Source organism: Nitrospirota bacterium (assembly GCA_040757595.1).
Lineage (GTDB): Bacteria > Nitrospirota > Nitrospiria > Nitrospirales > Nitrospiraceae > JBFLWP01.
Genome location: JBFLWP010000017.1, coordinates 33750 through 50243 on the forward strand (window position 1 = coordinate 33750; position 16494 = coordinate 50243).

The 16494-nt window shown below is 66.0% G+C and carries 13 protein-coding genes; 4 read left to right on the forward strand and 9 right to left on the reverse strand.

Going from position 1 to position 16494, the window contains the following annotated elements; genetic code table 11:
- Positions 1 to 46: 46 nt before the first annotated feature.
- Positions 47 to 2458 (reverse strand): ATP-binding protein, encoded by a 2412-nt coding sequence (locus AB1411_14155; protein ID MEW6544737.1) that lies wholly within the window; start codon positions 2456 to 2458, stop codon positions 47 to 49.
- A gap of 5 nt (positions 2459 to 2463) precedes the next feature.
- Positions 2464 to 3003: an HPF/RaiA family ribosome-associated protein gene (locus AB1411_14160; protein ID MEW6544738.1), complete on the reverse strand. Its 540-nt coding sequence runs from the start codon at positions 3001 to 3003 to the stop codon at positions 2464 to 2466.
- Between the two features lie 342 nt (positions 3004 to 3345).
- Here AB1411_14160 and AB1411_14165 point away from each other — a divergent pair, with 342 nt between their 5' ends.
- Positions 3346 to 4437 (forward strand): phosphotransferase, encoded by a 1092-nt coding sequence (locus tag AB1411_14165; protein ID MEW6544739.1) that lies wholly within the window; start codon positions 3346 to 3348, stop codon positions 4435 to 4437.
- Between the two features lie 35 nt (positions 4438 to 4472).
- Positions 4473 to 5048 carry an adenylyl-sulfate kinase gene (locus AB1411_14170; GenBank protein ID MEW6544740.1) on the forward strand — a complete coding sequence of 192 codons (576 nt, stop codon included), beginning with the start codon at positions 4473 to 4475 and terminating at the stop codon, positions 5046 to 5048.
- Between the two features lie 122 nt (positions 5049 to 5170).
- On the opposite strand, the gene AB1411_14175 is transcribed toward AB1411_14170, so the two are convergent.
- The gene (locus tag AB1411_14175) at positions 5171 to 5959 is read right to left on the reverse strand and encodes a response regulator (protein MEW6544741.1); all 789 of its coding nucleotides are present in this window, start codon (positions 5957 to 5959) and stop codon (positions 5171 to 5173) included.
- A 210-nt stretch (positions 5960 to 6169) separates the two neighbouring features.
- Between AB1411_14175 and AB1411_14180 the strand changes: the two genes are divergently transcribed.
- Positions 6170 to 6415, forward strand: coding sequence for a type II toxin-antitoxin system Phd/YefM family antitoxin (locus AB1411_14180; protein ID MEW6544742.1), 246 nt, complete (start codon positions 6170 to 6172; stop codon positions 6413 to 6415).
- A 220-nt stretch (positions 6416 to 6635) separates the two neighbouring features.
- Positions 6636 to 6797, forward strand: coding sequence for a hypothetical protein (locus AB1411_14185; protein MEW6544743.1), 162 nt, complete (start codon positions 6636 to 6638; stop codon positions 6795 to 6797).
- An 18-nt stretch (positions 6798 to 6815) separates the two neighbouring features.
- Here the strand turns inward: AB1411_14185 and AB1411_14190 are convergent, their stop codons facing one another.
- The 6 genes from AB1411_14190 to AB1411_14215 form a co-directional block, all read right to left on the reverse strand.
- The gene (locus tag AB1411_14190) at positions 6816 to 9524 is read right to left on the reverse strand and encodes a PAS domain S-box protein (GenBank protein ID MEW6544744.1); all 2709 of its coding nucleotides are present in this window, start codon (positions 9522 to 9524) and stop codon (positions 6816 to 6818) included.
- 95 nt (positions 9525 to 9619) lie between these two features.
- Complete coding sequence (locus tag AB1411_14195) at positions 9620 to 11500, reverse strand: MEDS domain-containing protein (GenBank protein MEW6544745.1); 1881 nt, start codon at positions 11498 to 11500, stop codon at positions 9620 to 9622.
- Positions 11497 to 11751 (reverse strand): hypothetical protein, encoded by a 255-nt coding sequence (locus AB1411_14200; GenBank protein MEW6544746.1) that lies wholly within the window; start codon positions 11749 to 11751, stop codon positions 11497 to 11499. Before AB1411_14200 ends, AB1411_14195 begins: the two co-directional genes overlap by 4 nt.
- A gap of 36 nt (positions 11752 to 11787) precedes the next feature.
- A complete protein-coding gene (locus AB1411_14205; GenBank protein ID MEW6544747.1) occupies positions 11788 to 12207 on the reverse strand; it encodes a hypothetical protein in 420 nt (139 codons plus the stop codon).
- Positions 12208 to 12586: 379 nt separating this feature from the next.
- Positions 12587 to 14203, reverse strand: coding sequence for an ATP-binding protein (locus tag AB1411_14210; GenBank protein MEW6544748.1), 1617 nt, complete (start codon positions 14201 to 14203; stop codon positions 12587 to 12589).
- Between the two features lie 141 nt (positions 14204 to 14344).
- Positions 14345 to 16492 carry an acetate--CoA ligase family protein gene (locus tag AB1411_14215; protein ID MEW6544749.1) on the reverse strand — a complete coding sequence of 716 codons (2148 nt, stop codon included), beginning with the start codon at positions 16490 to 16492 and terminating at the stop codon, positions 14345 to 14347.
- Positions 16493 to 16494: the final 2 nt, after the last annotated feature.

Sequence of the window (16494 nt, forward strand, 5' to 3'; positions counted from 1 at the left end):
AACGTAGGAGGTGAGACGTGAGAGGTTTCGTCTCACGTCTCACGCCTCACGTCTCACGATCCTCGTGCCTTCCTTCCCCCGAGGCCGTGACAATCTCGGCCATCTCGGCGAGACGCCCGGCGACCTTGCCGTAGAGCGTGCCGTCCGGATACCGGCCGTCGGACCCGCGCTCGCCGGCCGGCAGGCCGGTCAGCAGTTCCAGCGCCTCCTCGACCGAGGAGACGGCGTACACGCTGAAGCGGCCGGCCTCCACGGCCTCCACGACTTCCCGCCGCAGGGCCAGGTGCTTGGTGTTGCGCGCGGGGATGATCACCCCCTGCTCGCCCGTCAGCCCCCGCCTCAGGCAGGACTCGAAGAAGCCTTCGATCTTCTCGTTCACTCCGCCGATCGGCTGCACCTCTCCGAGCTGGTTGACCGAGCCGGTGATGGCCAGGTTCTGCCGGACGGGCACCCCGGCCAGGCTGGACAGAACCGCGGCCAGTTCCGCCACGGCCGCGCTGTCCCCCTCCACCTCGGAATAGGTCTGCTCGAAGGTCAGCGTCGCGTTGAGCGCGAAGGGGTGCGCGCCGGCGAACTTGCCGGCCAGGTACCCGGCCAGGGTCATGACCCCCTTGCTGTGCACGTGACCGGCCAGCTTCGCCTCGCGCTGGATGTCGATCACGCCTTTGGTGCCGACGAAGGTCCGGGCGGTGATGCGGGTAGGGCGGCCGAAGGCGTAGTCCCCGAGCAGGTGCACCGAGAGCCCGTTCACCTGTCCGACGACCGCCCCGGCCACGTCCACGAGCAACGTGCCCTCCTTGATCTCCTCCTGGACCCACTGCTCCGGCAGGTTCGCCCGGTGCCGCCGCTTGGCCGCGGCGGTTTCCACGTCGGCCCGCGACACGAGCGACCGGCCTGCCTGGCGCGCCCAGAAGGCCGCCTCGCGGATCACGTCGGCCAGCAGGCTCAGGCGCAGAGACAGACGGTCGTGCCGCTCGGCCAGCCGCAGCCCCTGACGGATCAACTCGGCGACGGCCCCGGCCTCGAAGTGGGGCAGCCCTTCCTCGCGGCAGAGCTTGGCGACGAACCGGCCGTAGAGGCGGTCCTGCTCCTCGTCCCGCACGACGTCCAGATCGAAGTCCGCCTTCACCTTGAAAATCTTCTGGAAGTCCTCCTCGTAGGCCTGGAGCAGGTGGTAGAGGATCGGCGGGCCGACCATGATGACCTTCAGGTCCACCGGCACCGGCTCGGGCCGGAGGCCGATCGTCGAGAAGCCGAAGAACTCGCCTGGGTCCTCGATCTTGACCTCCCGCGTCTTGATCACCCGCTTGAGCGCCTCCCAGGCGAAGGGCTGCCGCAGGAGGTCCAGGGCGCTCAAAATCAGGTAGCCGCCGTTGGCCTGCAGGATCGCTCCGGCCTTGATCTCGGTGAAGTCCGTATAGACCACGCCCAAATGGGACTTGCGCTCGATCTTCCCGATCAGGTTCGCGTAGGTGGGGTGCGATTCGTCCACGACCGGCGCCCCTTCGCCCGGCTCGTGCTCGACGATCAGGTTCACCTGGTACCGCACGAGATCCTGCTGGCGGCCGGCATGGGACAGGCCGGGAATCGGCAGGATCGGCCCCTCCTGCGGGAGGAAATCCTTGTAGTTTTGCACGATGTCGTCATGCATCCGATCGAGATGCTCCAGGACCGCGGGCAGCCCTTCGTAGGCGCGGCGCAACGTCTCGAACGGGCCGATCAGGGCGTTCCTGACCACCTGGCGATCCATCTCGCGCAGCCGCTCCTCCGCCTCATGGTCCAGGGTGTGGATGCGCACGCGGAATTCCCGGATCTCGCTCTCCATCGCCTTGCGGCGCTGCTCGATCTCGCGCCGTTCCGCCTCCGAAAGGGTCGTCGCCTCTTCGTCCGTGACGGGGCGCCCCGCGCGCAGGGGCACGAGCCCGAAGCCCATCGGGGTCTCTTCAAACCCGAACCCCCTGGCCCGCCCCAGGTCGGACAGCTCCTTGAACAGGGCCTTCTTGCGGGAATCGGTGTCTTCGATGATCTTGGCCTTGGCCTCCAGGTAGGTCGTGCTCTCGAAGAGCTTGGGGATGTCGTGGCGGAGCCCCTCGATCAGCGCCGCGAGCGCCTTTTTGAAGGCGCACCCCTGCGCGGCGGGGAAGGACAGGCTGCGCGGGCGGGACGGATCCTGGAAATTGTTGACGTAACACCAATCCCGTGGCGCGGCTCCCGTGCGGGCGACGCGCTTGACCATGTCCTTGGCGAGGGTCCACTTGCCCGACCCCACCGGGCCGGAGACGTACAGGTTGAAGCCGGGGCTCGGCATGCGCAGCCCGAACTCCAGCGCCTGGACGGCCCGCTCCTGGCCGATCGGTTCTTCCAGCGGGGGCAGCTCGCCCGTGTCCTTGAATCCCAGCCGCTCGGCCTGGACGGTCGGGGCCAGGGCGGCGGCGGGCAGCTTGAGCTTTTCGTCCATCGAGCTCACCCGATCACCGGCGGCGGATTGACGGTCGTGGCCTGCGGGCCCTTCTCGCCCGCTTCCACGTTGAACGCCACTTCCGTCCCATCCTCGAGCTCCTCGAAGACCAGGCCGTGAACCGCGTTCCGGTGAAAGTAGACCTCGCCCCCGCCCTCCTGAAGGATGAAGCCGTAGCCTTCGCGGGGAAACAGCTTGCACACGACGCCGCGCAGCGGAACCGGCGGCACCCGCACCTCCTTGGAGGCCCGCTTCTCCCGGTATTTCCGCAGCTCGATTTCCACGGAGGCGAAGGCGGCCCGAATGGCTTCCTCGAAGGTCTTGTCCTCCTTCCGGGCCGTGATCGTGTGCCGGCCCGGCAGCGTCACCACGACCACCGCCTCGGCGACGAGCTGGGCCTTCTTGTGATGGCGGTTCTTGGTCAGCGTCACCCGCCCGTGGATCAAGTCGTCGTGGCCCTCCTGCAGATCGGCCATGCGCCGCTCGATCTCGGTTTTCCACCGGGGCGCCATCGCCACATTGCGACTGTCAACACGCAGCTCCATGGTTCCTCCTAAAAGTATCATTCATCGGCGTTGTGCCATTGAGAAAAAGCGCTGTCGGGACATCTAGCCGATACTCTGGAGCTACGCAAGGGATATGCCACAAACCTATTGCCTGATGGACGATTGGGAGAGTAAGTCATTCCTGCATAATTGAACGGCCAATGCCGGTCAAGCGTCGCTTGGGGCCATTCCCCGGGCTGTCGCATTATTCCTCACCCCCACCTGGGCGAATGCGGCCATAGGCAGCAGTTTTTCAAGCAATCCGGTGATTATTGCTGGAACAGCTCTTGCTCGTCCCAATTGAGCACTGAAAACTGCTGGCTGAGCGCTTGGAGCTCGACGATGCTGACCCTGAAGCGACAGAAGGTCGAAGCGTATCTGCGGAGCCAGTTCGGCCAGAAGGCGGAGCTGCTGACCTTCGGCCCGATCGGAAAGGAGACCTCCGGGACGGCGCTGAAAGGCTTCGGCTACGGAGCCCCGATTCGCCTGACGTTCCGACTCGGGCGGAAGGTCCATCGGGCCGTGCTGGAGACGATGAGCCCCGGGCCGTTCGGCCACGAGCATCCGGCCGACCGGGCCCAGGCGATCCTGTGGGACTACGACTCGTACGGGCGCCTGCCGCGCCACGTGCCCGCGCTGGACGTGGGGGCGTTTGCGCGCGACGGCTCGCTCTTCTCGGTCGCCCCGGCCCGCGAGTTCTTCGTCCTGACCGAGTGGGCCGACGGCGCCGGCTACCACAAGGACCTGGAGCGGATGGCTGGAACCGGCCGCCTCACGCAGCTGGACCGGGCGCGGACCGCCGCCCTCGCCCGTTACCTCGTCCAGATTCACCGGGTGAAGAAGCGGCACCCGGACCTGTACCGGCGGCGGCTGCGCGAGCTGATCGGCCACGGGGAATGTATCATGGGCCTGACCGACAGCTATCCCCCGCGCTTCGGCTTCATCACGCCGGATCTCCTGCGCGAGATCGAGGAGGCCTGCAACCGCTGGCGGTGGCGCCTGCGCGCCAGGACGGAGCGGCTGTCTCAGGTTCACGGCGACTTCCACCCGTGGAACGTCCTGTTCCGCGATCGTTGCGGAACGGACTTCCGCGTGCTGGACCGGTCCCGCGGCGAATGGGGCGAGCCGGCCGACGACGTGACCTCGATGTCCATCAATTACCTGTTCTTCTCCCTGCGCCGCTGGGGCAGGCTGCAGGGCCCCTTCGAAACGCTGTTCCGGACGTTCTGGGACCGCTACATGGACGAGAGCGGCGACCGTGGGGTGTTGGAGACGGCAGCGCCGTTCTTCGCGTTCCGCGGGCTCGTCATCGCGAGCCCGCTCTGGTATCCGGACCTGTCGCTCGCCGTCCGCCGGGCCATCTTCAACTTCGTCCGGAACGTGCTGGACGCGGAGCGGTTCGAGCCGGAAGAAGTGAACCGGTATTGCGAGTGATGGGTGATCGGTGATGAGTGATGGGGAAACGGACAATGGAGGCTCTGAACACTGATCACGCATCACCCATCACCCGTCACCCTTCGGCTTTCGCGATCTGGTTGACCGGGCTGCCCGCTTCCGGGAAGAGCGCGATCGCGGCGGCGCTGAAGCCGCGGTTGGAGGCGCTGGGCCGACACGTGGAGGTCCTGGAGTCCGACGAGCTGCGCCGGGTGCTGACGCCCTCGGCAACGTACTCGCGTGAAGAGCGCGATCTCTTCTACCGGGCGCTGGCCGTCATGGGCAGCCGGCTGGTCGCAAACAGGGTGACGGTCATCTTCGACGCCACGGCCAACCGCCGAGCCTACCGGGACTTCGCCCGGAGCTTGATCCCCGGGTTTCTCGAAGTGGCGGTCGAATGTCCGCTGGAGGTCTGCATGGCGCGGGACCGGAAGGGGACCTACCGGAAGGGACAGGCGGGCGACTCGCGCACGGTCCCGGGGCTGCAGGAGGCCTACGAGCCGCCGCTGGCGCCGGAAGTCCGCATTGACAGCTTACAGACGACGCCCGAGAAGGCAGCCGACCTGATCCTCTCCGTCCTGCGGGAGCGGGGCTTGATCCCTGCAGCGTAGCCGTCAGCTGGTGTGAAACGACACGGTGAAGGGGCGACGGGGCGAAACTCCGATCACCGCGTCCCCCCTTCTCCGCGTCGCCCGTTCGTCCCTCTCATCCTCCGCGTCTGGTCGCTCCGAGCTCACTCCTGCATCGCGAGCTTGACCATGACCGCCAGCTCGACTTGACTCAGGTCCACCGGCTTGGAGAGCACGTCGAAGGCGCCCAGGTCCATGGCGGTTTTCAGCAGGGGCTCCTCCTGGCTGGCCGTCAGCATGATGACGCCGGCCGGTGAGTTCATAGCCTGCAGCCGCCGGAGAACCTCCACGCCGTTGATCCCCGGCATGTAAATGTCCAGCAAGACCAGATCGGGAGGCTCCTGCTTGATCATCGTCAGGGCCTGCTCCCCGCTCGTCGCGGTCTTGACCAGGTAGCCGCGCCGCTTCAGGAATTCCCCGACCAGCTCACCGATCTCGACCTCGTCGTCCACGATGAGGATCGTCGCCGCCTTTTCCTTCTGCTTGCCCGGCGCGGGTGCGGGAGGGGCCGGAGCCGCATGGTTCGTCCGGCTGGCTTCCTGCAGGGCGCGGTTCACCGCCTGCATGATGACGTCCATCTTGAGGCGCTTCCGGAGGACATCGGTCACGCCCATCTCCCGCGCCCGGTCCTCCACGTGGACCGGCACGTCGCCGGTCACGACGACGACGGGCAGACGAGGGGCCCGAGCCCGGATCTTCGCCAGGACCTCGAGGCCGGACATCCCCAACAGACCCAGATCCAGCAACACCACAGCCGGCTGTCGTGCGTCGAAGAGCTGGAGCGCCTCTTCTCCGGTCCGCGCCGAAAAGACCTCGTGCCGGTAGGACGCCAGGACGCCTTTCAGGATCTCGCTGAACTTGTAGTCCGCATTCGCAATCAGGATGGTCGCCATGCACGCTCCCCAAAGAAGCCAACAGCTATGAGCTAACAGCTTACAGCCAGAAGGTAAGTAGATGAACGGGATAACTGTAGGCTTTTTGGCTTGTTCTTGCAACCGCTTTATTGCGCTCCTGACGGCTTGCGAAAGGCTGATCTCCGTCAAAAAACGAGAGGCCGCTGGCGAGTCCTTGACTGAACTGAAAACTTAGTTTAGAAATGAACCATGATTAAGCTCAATATACATGAGGCGAAGACGCATCTCTCCCGCTACTTGGCCAAGCTCAAGAAAGGAGAGCGGATCGTGCTCTGCCGTCGCAATCAACCCATTGCCGAGATCATCGCCTTGCCGGCCCCGGTTGCGCGCAAGCGTCCCCTCGGGTTGGCTAAAGGCCGTCTGACCGTTCCCCAGTCCTTTTGGGAGCCCTTGCCGGAGGGTCTGACGCGCGCCTTTGAAGGACAGGCGCCGTGAGGCTCCTGCTCGACACCTGCACGTTTCTCTGGGTCGTCATTGGCGCGGACGATCTGTCGGACCGGGCCGCATCCGTTTTCGTGGACCCGGCCAATGAGGTCTTTCTGAGTTCGTATCGGTCTGGGAACTGTCGGTCAAGCACTCGCTCGGCAGGCTGCCCCTCCCCGACGTCCCAGAGCGGTTTCTTCCGGTTCAACGCGAGCAGCACGGTATAGCCGCGCTGCCACTTGAAGAGCGGGCGGTCCTCCATCTCCACAAACTCCCTTCACTTCACCGCGACCCCTTTGATCGCATGTTGATTTGCCAGGCCATCGAGCACGATTGCGTCCTGCTCACCCCGGACCCGCTCATCACGCAATATCCAGTGCGCACGCTCTGGTAACTCGACCGTTTCGCCGCGTCACTCCTTCGCCGCGTCACCGCGTCCCTCTTCAACCGCCACCGGCAGCCGCACGATGAACGTGGCGCCCTTCCCGACCTCGCTCTCGCAGGTGACGGTCCCCCGCAATTGCATCACGACCATGCGCACGGTCCACAGGCCCAAGCCGGTTCCTTGCTCGACCGGCTTGGTGGAGAAGAACGGCTCGAAGAGCTTGGCGCGATACTCGGGCGGAATGCCCGGCCCGTCGTCCTGGATTCGGACCTCGATCCAGCCGCCTTCGGCGGCCGAAGGGGAGACGGGGTGAAGGGGGGAAGGGGCGATCGCCGCGTCTCCGTGTCCCCGCGTCTCCGCGTCAGCAACGAGCGTCGCCGCCACCGTCAGCGTCCCCTTCCCGTGCGCCTCGCTCATGGCTTGCATCGCGTTCATCATGAGGTTCAGGAACACCTCGTGGAGCTGCCTCGGGTCCGCCCAGATCGCCGGGAGATCGGATGGGAGAGCGGTCTGCACGACGATTTGGTTCAGCATCAGCTCGTTGGCGAGAAACTCCAAGGTGTCATTCAGGACCGTTTGCACGAAACAACGTTCGGACCGAGGCTGATAGGGCCTGGCCAGCGACAGGAACCGGTCCGTGATGCGGGCCAGACGAGCGGCAGCCGACTCGATCGTCCCAAGGTCGGCGGGCAGCGTGGCATATTCCTGCCGGAGCAGCTTTTCCCGGCACAATTGCAGGTGGCCGGTCAGGATGAAGAGGGGATTTCTCAGCTCGTGCGCGATCCCGCCCAGAAGTTGCCCCATTGCCGCCAGATGTTCCAGCCGGCGGGCCTGCTGTTCCATCGCCTTGCGCTCGGTAATGTCTGCATAGATCCCGAGCACCCCGAAGACCTGCCCGGCTCGATCAATCAGGGGGACCTTGCTGGTTCTCAACCAGAGGATGCTCCCGTCCGGTCTCGTCTGGGGTTCTTCATAGTTCAGCTTGGAGGTCCCGGTCTCCATGACGGACCGGTCGTCCGCCCGATACAACTCCGCCGTCTCCTTCCAGGCCAGCTCGAAATCGTCTTTCCCGACGATGGCCTCCGGCTCGCCGACGCCCGCCGCCCGGGCAAACAACTTGTTGCAACCGAGGTAGCGCAAATCGCGATCCTTCCAGAAGACATGTTCGGGAATGTTGTCTATGATGAGGCGGAGCATCTCACGGGATTGCTGCAATTCGGCTTCCGTGCGTGTCCGCTCCGTGATGTCAACGCCCATGCCTCCGACAAACCGCTGGCCCGCCGCGTCGCTGACCGGGAACTTGAGGACGAGCCAGTCGAGAGAACGGCCATCGGACGCGGGCACCGTTTCGATCGCCTCAATGACTTTACCCTCAGCAAGGACGGCCCGATCGTGCTCGTTCAACTGCCGGGCGACGTCGGCCGGCCACAAGTCATCGTTCGTCTTTCCCTTCCAATCGGCCTCCTGTAACGAAAAGATCCGCTCCATCGCCCTGTTGACGTAAACGTGACGTCCCTGTGCATCCTTCAGGAACGCCACCGCCGGGCTGTAGCCCATGAAGGCTTTGAAACGCTCCTCGCTTGCTTTGAGCGCCTCCTCCGTCCGCTTGCGCTCGGTGATGTCGCGATCCACTCCACGATAACCTAGCAGTTGTCCTTTGTCGTCGAAGACCGGCACGCCGCTGGTTTCGAGCACGACGCGATGGCCGTCCTTGTGGAGGTTCGTGTTCTCCAGACCGGCAAAGGATGTCTGAGCCTCCACGATCGCACGGAATTGTGCGGCCATTCGTTCGGCTTCACCCGAAGGCATCAACGTAAAGGGCGTCTTGCCGATCAAGTCCTTCGGCTCGTATCCCAAGAGGTCCTTGACCCGAGGACTCGCATAGGTGTAAACGCCGTTTCGATCAACTTCCCAAATCCAGTCGCTGGTCGTCTCGACCAAGGCTTGGAACCGTTCTTTGGCTTGGCGGAGTTCATTCTCCGCCCGTTTGCGCTCGGCGACCTCCCTTTCAAGGCTTTGGACGGCTGCCTGAAGCTGCGCCGTGCGCTCGACGACGCGCTGCTCCAGCCCGGCTGTGAGCTGACGGACTTCCTCCTCCGCCTGCTTGCGCTCGATCAGGGCGCCGATCAGCTTGGCGGCCGTGGCCAGCCGGCTCTTGGCGAGGGCGATGAGGGACTCCGGCCGCGGCTCGTATTCCTCCGCTTGCCGCCGGAGCGTCTCCACCGGCAGGTCGTAGCGCGCCGCGACCTCGCGCAGTTTGTCAGGGTCCTGCGGCGGAGTCCCGTAGCCGAAATTGATGGACCCGACGACCTCGCCCCCGGCCCTGATCGGGACCGCGTAGATGCGAATGCCTCCCAGGCAGGGAAAATCCGCCGGCTCATTCCGCTCTATGGACGCCTTGGAGACGGCCCAACAGGATTCGTGACAGTGCCACTTGCCACACGACAGCGCTTCACGGTTGTCCGGCGTGCCGCACCGCTCGCGGGATCCGGCATCGAGCATACGGCACCAGCCGGAGGAGAAGATGCCCAGCGCGTAGTTGCCGTTCCGTTCATACACGGCGGCCGACGTTTCGAGCAGGGTGAGGTACTCGGCCACGAGCTCGGTCAGCAGTTCCCTGCCGACCGCATCGAGCACCAGACGCGAAGAGTTGAGCGCGGTGATGTCGCCATAGGGCTGCACCTGCCACGACCGCCCCGGCTTGGTCACTCTTCCAGGGTTATCATGGAGGCTCATGGGTTCTTCCTTTTCCCGCCCAACTCGTTTTTCTCTGCGCTTCCCCCTCACCGTGTCTCCCCGTCTCCGGGTCTCCGCGTCGTCCTCTCGCCCCGTCACCCCTTCGCCGCATCACCGCGTCCCGCTTCAGCGGTCAGCGGCAGCCGGACGATGAACGTCGTGCCCTCCCCGACTTCCGTCTCGTAGCTGACCATCCCCTTCAGCGACTGGACGATCATCTGCACCGTCCAGAGTCCCAGCCCGGTCCCCTCCCCGGGCGGCTTCGTCGTGAAGAACGGCTCGAACAGCAGGTCCCGATGCTCGGGCGCGATCCCCGGCCCGTCGTCTTGGATTCTCACTTCGATCCAATTCGCCCCGTCACCCCTTCCCCGTGTCCCCCCTTCGCCGTGTCCTTCTTGATCCGACGCGGCGACGCGGGGACGGGGAGACGCGGTGCTCACTGCGTCGGCGACCAACGTCGCCGCCACCGTCAGCCTTCCCCGCCCGTGCGCCGCGCTCATGGCCTGCATGGCGTTCAAGACCAGGTTCAGAAAGGCCTGGTGGAGTTGGGCCGGATCGGAGACGCACGCGGGCAGGTCCGCCGCGAACTCCGTCTTCACGACGATGCGATGCTTCATCAATTCGTTGGACAGGAAGTCCAGCACCCCGTTCAGGACCATCACGATCGAGCACACCTGCAGCGACGGTTGAATCGGCCGGGCCATGGTCAGAAACCGCTGGGCGATGCCGCCCATGCGCTGGGCCGCCTCCACGATCTTGTGCAGATCGGGCTCGAGCTGGTCATATTCCCGGTTGGCTACCTTCTCCTTCAGGAGCTGGACGCGGCCGGTCACGACGAACAGCGGGTTCTTGAGCTCGTGCACGACTCCGCCCAGCAGTTGGCCCATCGCGGCCAGTTGCTCGATCCGCTGGGCGTGCCGCTCCATCTGCTTGCGTTCGGTGATGTCCTGCTTGATCGCGATGAAGTTGGTGATTTCGCTGTTGTGGCTGCGCACGGGCGTGATCGTCATGTCCTCCGTGTAAAACGACCCGTCTTTCCTCCGATTGACCAACTCCCCGCGCCAGATAGACCCCGCCTTGATCGTCGCCCAGAGCCGTTGATAAAAGTGCTGATCCTGCTTGCCCGACTTGAGCAGGCGCGGGTTCCGGCCGATCGCCTCGGCGGCCGCGTAGCCGGTCGTCTTCGAAAAGGCCGGATTGACCCAGAGGATCGTCCCGTCCGCATCCGTGATCACGACCCCGTTGGCGGCCGATTCCAGCGCGCGGGTCACGAGTCGAATCTGCTCCTCGGCCCGCTTCCGCTCGGTCAGGGTGTTCAGCCACTGGTCCAGTCTGGCCGCGGACCGGTCCTTGGCGAGAAAGACGTCGGGCGGCAGGTAGTAGGGGTTGTCGTGCAACTCGGTGCCCACCGCCACGATCGGATGGGTCGCCAGGATGTCGAGCTGGACCTCGGGGGTGAATCGCCGGCGGTCGTACTGGCAGAGGGCGAGGCAGCGGCTGCCGGGAAAGAACCGGTTCAGCTTGGCCTCGTACTCGATCAGGCGTTCGGAGCCGGGGAGGCCCCGCAGGGCCCAGGTCATCTCGCCGGTCACGCGGAGCGCCGGGTAGCCCTCCTTGATGACCGCTTGCTCGGTCGCTGCGCGCAACAGCGCGATCATCCGGTCCGGGTCAAAGGCGCCCTCGCGCAGGTAGGCCTCCTGCACTGTCAGAATCTGCAGTTGGCCCCGTGAAAGGAACGGCTCCACCTCCAGCCCGTCGTTCCGCAGATAGGCCAGGATCGCATCGGCGGTTCGGGCGTCCACGATGTAGAGGACCTTCTCGCCCCGTTCGAGCCCCTGGCGGAGGAACGGGGTGAGCAGGGTTCGGTGCTCCTCCTCCGTCTCATAGAGCGAGCAGAGGTGCGCGCCCGGCTTCAGATTGGCGAGCGTGGGCATCACGTCGGGGCTTGCGGCGGTCGGATCTGGCCGGTCGTTCATTGGGCGCTCGCGACGCTGGCGCGCGGCTTGGCGATGGTCGGCTGGGCCTGTCGGCACACCGAGCAGCGCCCGGCCTTTTCGACCTTGAGCCCGCCCCACAGGCCGGCCCGCGCCTCCTGCATGAACTGCTCCACCTCTTCGAACCCGGTGATGGTCACGACGCCGGCCGCCTTGGCGAGACACGGACCGCAATAGCTCCTGTCCAGATGCTCCTCCAGGACGTGGAGCAGGGCGTGGATCCTATCCGTCATGGACTCCTCCCTGACGTCGCAAAGGGAAGGTCACTGTCATCGTCGTTGGAGCGCCTCCCACAGGTGCCGCAGTTGCACCGACCATCTTTCCCGCACCGCCCACGCCTCCATGTTGTGAACCGGCTCGAATCGCTCGTCCAGGAGCTTCCAGGCGAGAATCTGATTCTTCGAGATGGCGCACCGGCGACGCCGGAGACGGCACCAGCCGATGATCTGCCCGGTCCAGGTGGTGTGGTAGATCTCGATGAGTCCTTCGGCAGCAGGCCCGCCCGGCAGCCGGTATCTGATCCACACAAGCCGTTGCTCCCTGGCGGCCTGCCGGGCGTAGCGCAGGCGAAACGGTTCGGCGCTGGGGGCCGCCATGGGCCCGATCGGCGGATGCACGCGGTTCCAGATCGCGCGAGCGATTATGCCCACGATCACAAGCCCGACCAACAAGATGAGCCACCCGGCCACGGCTTTCCTCCTCACCTCCAAAACACGAGCAGCCCGACTGGGCGGAGCCCTGATCCGTCCCTTCCCGCTGAGCACACAAAGGGCGGAGCAAGAGAAGTGCCCTTAGAGGCACGACCGAGAGCATGGCAAAAACGCCAGGATTTTCGACGAGATGCGTGAGATTAGCGGCCGACGACGCTGCGTCGAGCGGAGAGACCTCGCCGCCCCTGTTGCCTTTGGCTACAGCCTGGGGAGGGTGACTGTCCCTTCACTCCCCTCTGTCTCAGGGACGATCCGTGGATGGGGAGAGGAGGTAACGCGGGGACGCGGAGAGTGGATGAAAAGGGGACGGGGCGATGAAAAGCGATGCGGCGAAGGGGCGAAGAAGCGAAGAAGAACCTCACCGCATCGCCGTGTCGCCGTGTCCCCGCGTCGGTTCTCCGGCAACGGGCAGCCGGACGATGAAGGTCGTGCCGCGACCGATCTCGGTCTCGAAGGTGACGGTGCCTTTCATGGCCATGACGATGGACCGGACGGTCCACAGGCCCAATCCGGTCCCCTGCTCGACCGGCTTGGTGGAGAAGAAAGGCTCGAAGAGCTTGGCGCGGTGCTCGGGCGGAATGCCCGGCCCGTCGTCCTGGATTCTCACTTCGATCCAGTCCCCCCCTTCCTTGCCCTCCCCCTCCGAGGGGGGAGGGGAGGGTGGGGGTGGCGCCGCGTCCCCGCGTCTCCGCGTCTCCGCGTCGGCGACGAGCGTCGCCGACACCGTCAGCGTCCCCTTCCCGTGCGCCGCGTTCATGGCCTGCATCGCGTTCAGCATCAGGTTCAGAAACACCTCCTGCAACAACCGCGGATCACCCCAGACCGCCGGCAAGTCCGGCAGGGGCTGGCGCATCACACGGACGTTGTTTTTCATCAGCTCGTTGGCCAGATGCTCCAGCGCCCGGTCGAGCAGGAGGCCCATGTTGCACCACTCCTGCTTGGGCTGGTAAGGCCTCGCCAGCTCCTGAAAACGGTCCGTGATCCGGCCCAAGCGCCCGGCGGCCTCCGCCACTTTCAGCAGATCGGACGAAACCGCTTCATACTCCCGGTTCGCCAGCTTCTCCTGGACCAGTTGGACGTACCCCGTCAGGACGAAGAGCGGGTTCTTCAATTCGTGCGCGATCCCGCCGAGGAGCTGGCCGAGGGCGGCCATCCGTTCGAACCGGCTCGCTTGCACCTCCATCTGCTTGCGTTCGGTGATGTCGTAGTAGTGCTCGATCCGGCCGCCGGCATAGGGTCCCGTGCGGATCGGCAAGCTCCGGTGCTCCAGCCACCGCTCGTCCCGGCCCTCCCCCGCAAGGACGTGGCATTCAAAACTCGCAACATGGTTGCCGCGTTCGTAGGTTTCGAGGACGGTCTGAGCAAACTGATCCGGATGCTCCATCACCTGCTTGATCCGTTGCCGGATGAGCTGCCGCTTGTCCGTTCCGATCGCCTCGTCGCGGCGCAGCCCGAAAAACCGCTCCAGAGCCGCGTTGAGCCAGACGACGGTCAACTGGGCGTCCAGAATGATGATGCCGATCGGGGAGGTATCGAGGACATCCTGGACCAGCGACCGGTTCCGGGCCTCCACTTCCCGGAGCTGCCGCCGCTGCTCCACCTGCTCCAGCGCGTGGCGCACCGAGGCCGCAAGCCGGCCCACGTGCTTGGGGGACTTCAGCACGTAGTCGTCCAGTCCCGCCTTCATCGCCTCTACGGCGATCTCTTCGCTGCCCGTCCCCGTGAACATGATCACCGGACAGTCGGGATGGCCGGCCTTGACGTCGCGCAACACCGCCAGGCCGTCGGTCCAGCCCAGGTAGTAATCGGTGACCACCAGACAGAAGCCGCCGGCCTCAAGGGCCTGGGCCAATTCGTCGGGCCCCGCGATCGCGTCGATCTGGAAGTCGGGAAACTCCTTCTCGAGCAGCTCGATTGCGAGCTCCCGCAGCTGGGGGGAATCGTCAATGAGAAGGATGCGGGGCGCAGAGTTCACCGGGCTGCCTCCGAAAGATAGGAACGGCAAAACGGGGGACACAGTCTATCCGAAGTCGGCCGAGATAAGCAAGAAGTCTTACCAGCACAACGGCGGAGAGAATGTCCGACTCAGGGCTCATGAGAACGACGTGATCAATGGTCAGGCGGAACGCACCCAAATCCGCGCGTCGGCGATGCGGCAGCCCCGGCCGGGCGGGAACGCAAAGATCGGGTTGAGATCCATTTCGGTGATCTCCGGCACCGCCTCGACCAGGTGCGAGACGCGGAGCAGCACGTCTTCGACGGCTTTGACGTCCGCGGGCGCGTGGCCCCGGTACCCTTCGAGCAGCCGGTACCCCTTGATTTCCCGGACCATCTCCGCCGCGTCGCGGCCGGCGAGCGGCGTGATGCGGAACCGGACGTCGCCCAGGATCTCGACGTGAACGCCGCCGAGCCCGAACGCGATCAAGGGCCCGAAGAGCGAGTCCTGCGTGACGCCCACCATCACCTCGACGCCGCCCGCGAGCATCGGCTGGACCAGCACCCCGTCCATCGCCTCCAGATCGTGATCCCGGGCCACCCGGTCCCGGATGCCCGCGAAGGCCTGACGGACGGCGGCCTCGCTGGTCAAACCCAAGCAGACCCCCCCGATCTCGGTCTTGTGGACGATCCGGTGCGAGGCGAGCTTCACGGCGACGGGGAAACCGATCCGCCGGGCCAGCTCGGCTGCTTCCTCCGCCGTCCTCGCGAGACCGCCCGGAGGGAGCGGCAGGCCCACGGCGGTCAGGACCGCTTTCGTCTCCTCGGCAGCGAGCCAGCCGGCCCCCCGCGCTTCGACCGCCCGCCGGCAGATCTCGCGAGCCCGTCGGACATCGCTGTCCGGGAACTCCGGAATCGCATCCGGGGGCCTGGCCCGCCAGTCGGCGTAGGCCGCGGTCTTGCTCAACACCACGGCGGCGGTCTCCGGGAACGGATAGAAGGGGATCTTCGCCCGCTGCAACCTCTGCGGCCCGTTCGTCTCCTGTTCCGCCATCCAGCAGACCAGCACCGGTTTGGCGGCTCCGCGCTTGGCGCGCGCGGCCGTGACGCCGGCCAGGATGCCGTCCGCGACCGCCGCGTCCGCCAGGCCCACGGACACGTACAGCGCAATCAGCGCGTCCACCTCGTCCGATTCCAGCATCGTCTCCACGACGAGGCGATAGTGCTCCGGCGTGGCCGTGGCGATGAGGTCCACGGGGTTCTTCAGGCTGGCGGCGGCCGGCAGGAAGGCCGTGAGCCCGGCCTGGGTTCCGGCGGACAGCTCCGGCACCGTGAGCCCGCCCGCTTCGCAGGCGTCCGCGCAGAGGATGGCCGGACCGCCGGCGTTGGTCACGATCCCCACGCGGCGGCCGGCGGGCAGCGGCTGGTTCGTCAGCGCCTCCGCCAGCGCGAACATCTCCTCCAGGGTCTCGGCGCGGATCACGCCGGTCTGACGGAACAGCGCCTCCACGGCCACCTCGCTCGACGCCAGGGCCGCCGTGTGCGAGCCGGCCGCCCGGCGCCCGGCCTGCGTCCGCCCGGCCTTGACCGCCACGATCGGCTTCCGGCGGCTCACCCGCCGGGCGATGCGGGAGAAGCGGCGCGGATTGCCGAAGGATTCCAAATAGAGCAGGATCACGTCGGTCGCCGCATCCTCCTCCCAGTATTGGAGGAGGTCGTTGCCGGAGACGTCCGCCTTGTTGCCGACGCTGACGAAGGTGGAGATGCCCAGGTGCAGGCGCCGAGCCGCGGCGAGGATCGCCAACCCCAGGGCGCCGCTCTGGGAGGACATCGCCACCCGCCCGGCCGGCGGCTCCACCGGCGAGAACGTCGCGTTGAGCCGCACCGCCGGGTCGGTGTTCAGCAGCCCGAAGCAGTTGGGGCCCACCATCCGCATGCCGGCCTGCCGGACCCTTTCCAGGACCCGGTTTTGCAGGGCCCGGCCCTCCTCGCCGACTTCGGCGAATCCGGCGGTGATGACGACGAGGGCCCGCACGCCGCGCGCCGCGCAGTCGTCCACGACCTCCGGCACGCGGTCGCGCGGAACGACGATCACGGCGAGATCCGCCGGCTCCGGCAGGTCCCGCACGGAGGGGTAGGCGCGGCAGCCGGCGATCTCCCCGGCCCTGGGATTGACGGGATAGACGGAGCCCCGGAATTGCCCGGTCAGCAGGGCCTGGAGAATCCTGTGGCCGATGCTCGCCGGATCGCGCGACGCGCCGACGACCGCGACCGACTTGGGCTTGAAGAAGGGCTGCAGGGAGGCCACCGTGGCCATTCGATCCGGCATGT

Coding starts and splice junctions, on each gene's coding strand:
- AB1411_14155 (MEW6544737.1), bottom strand. CDS start 2,458: ATGGACGAAAAGCTCAAGCTGCCCGCCGCCGCCCTGGCCCCGACCGTC.
- AB1411_14160 (MEW6544738.1), bottom strand. CDS start 3,003: ATGGAGCTGCGTGTTGACAGTCGCAATGTGGCGATGGCGCCCCGGTGG.
- AB1411_14165 (MEW6544739.1), top strand. CDS start 3,346: ATGCTGACCCTGAAGCGACAGAAGGTCGAAGCGTATCTGCGGAGCCAG.
- AB1411_14170 (MEW6544740.1), top strand. CDS start 4,473: ATGGAGGCTCTGAACACTGATCACGCATCACCCATCACCCGTCACCCT.
- AB1411_14175 (MEW6544741.1), bottom strand. CDS start 5,959: ATGGCGACCATCCTGATTGCGAATGCGGACTACAAGTTCAGCGAGATC.
- AB1411_14180 (MEW6544742.1), top strand. CDS start 6,170: ATGATTAAGCTCAATATACATGAGGCGAAGACGCATCTCTCCCGCTAC.
- AB1411_14190 (MEW6544744.1), bottom strand. CDS start 9,524: ATGAGCCTCCATGATAACCCTGGAAGAGTGACCAAGCCGGGGCGGTCG.
- AB1411_14195 (MEW6544745.1), bottom strand. CDS start 11,500: ATGAACGACCGGCCAGATCCGACCGCCGCAAGCCCCGACGTGATGCCC.
- AB1411_14200 (MEW6544746.1), bottom strand. CDS start 11,751: ATGACGGATAGGATCCACGCCCTGCTCCACGTCCTGGAGGAGCATCTG.
- AB1411_14215 (MEW6544749.1), bottom strand. CDS start 16,492: ATGCCGGATCGAATGGCCACGGTGGCCTCCCTGCAGCCCTTCTTCAAG.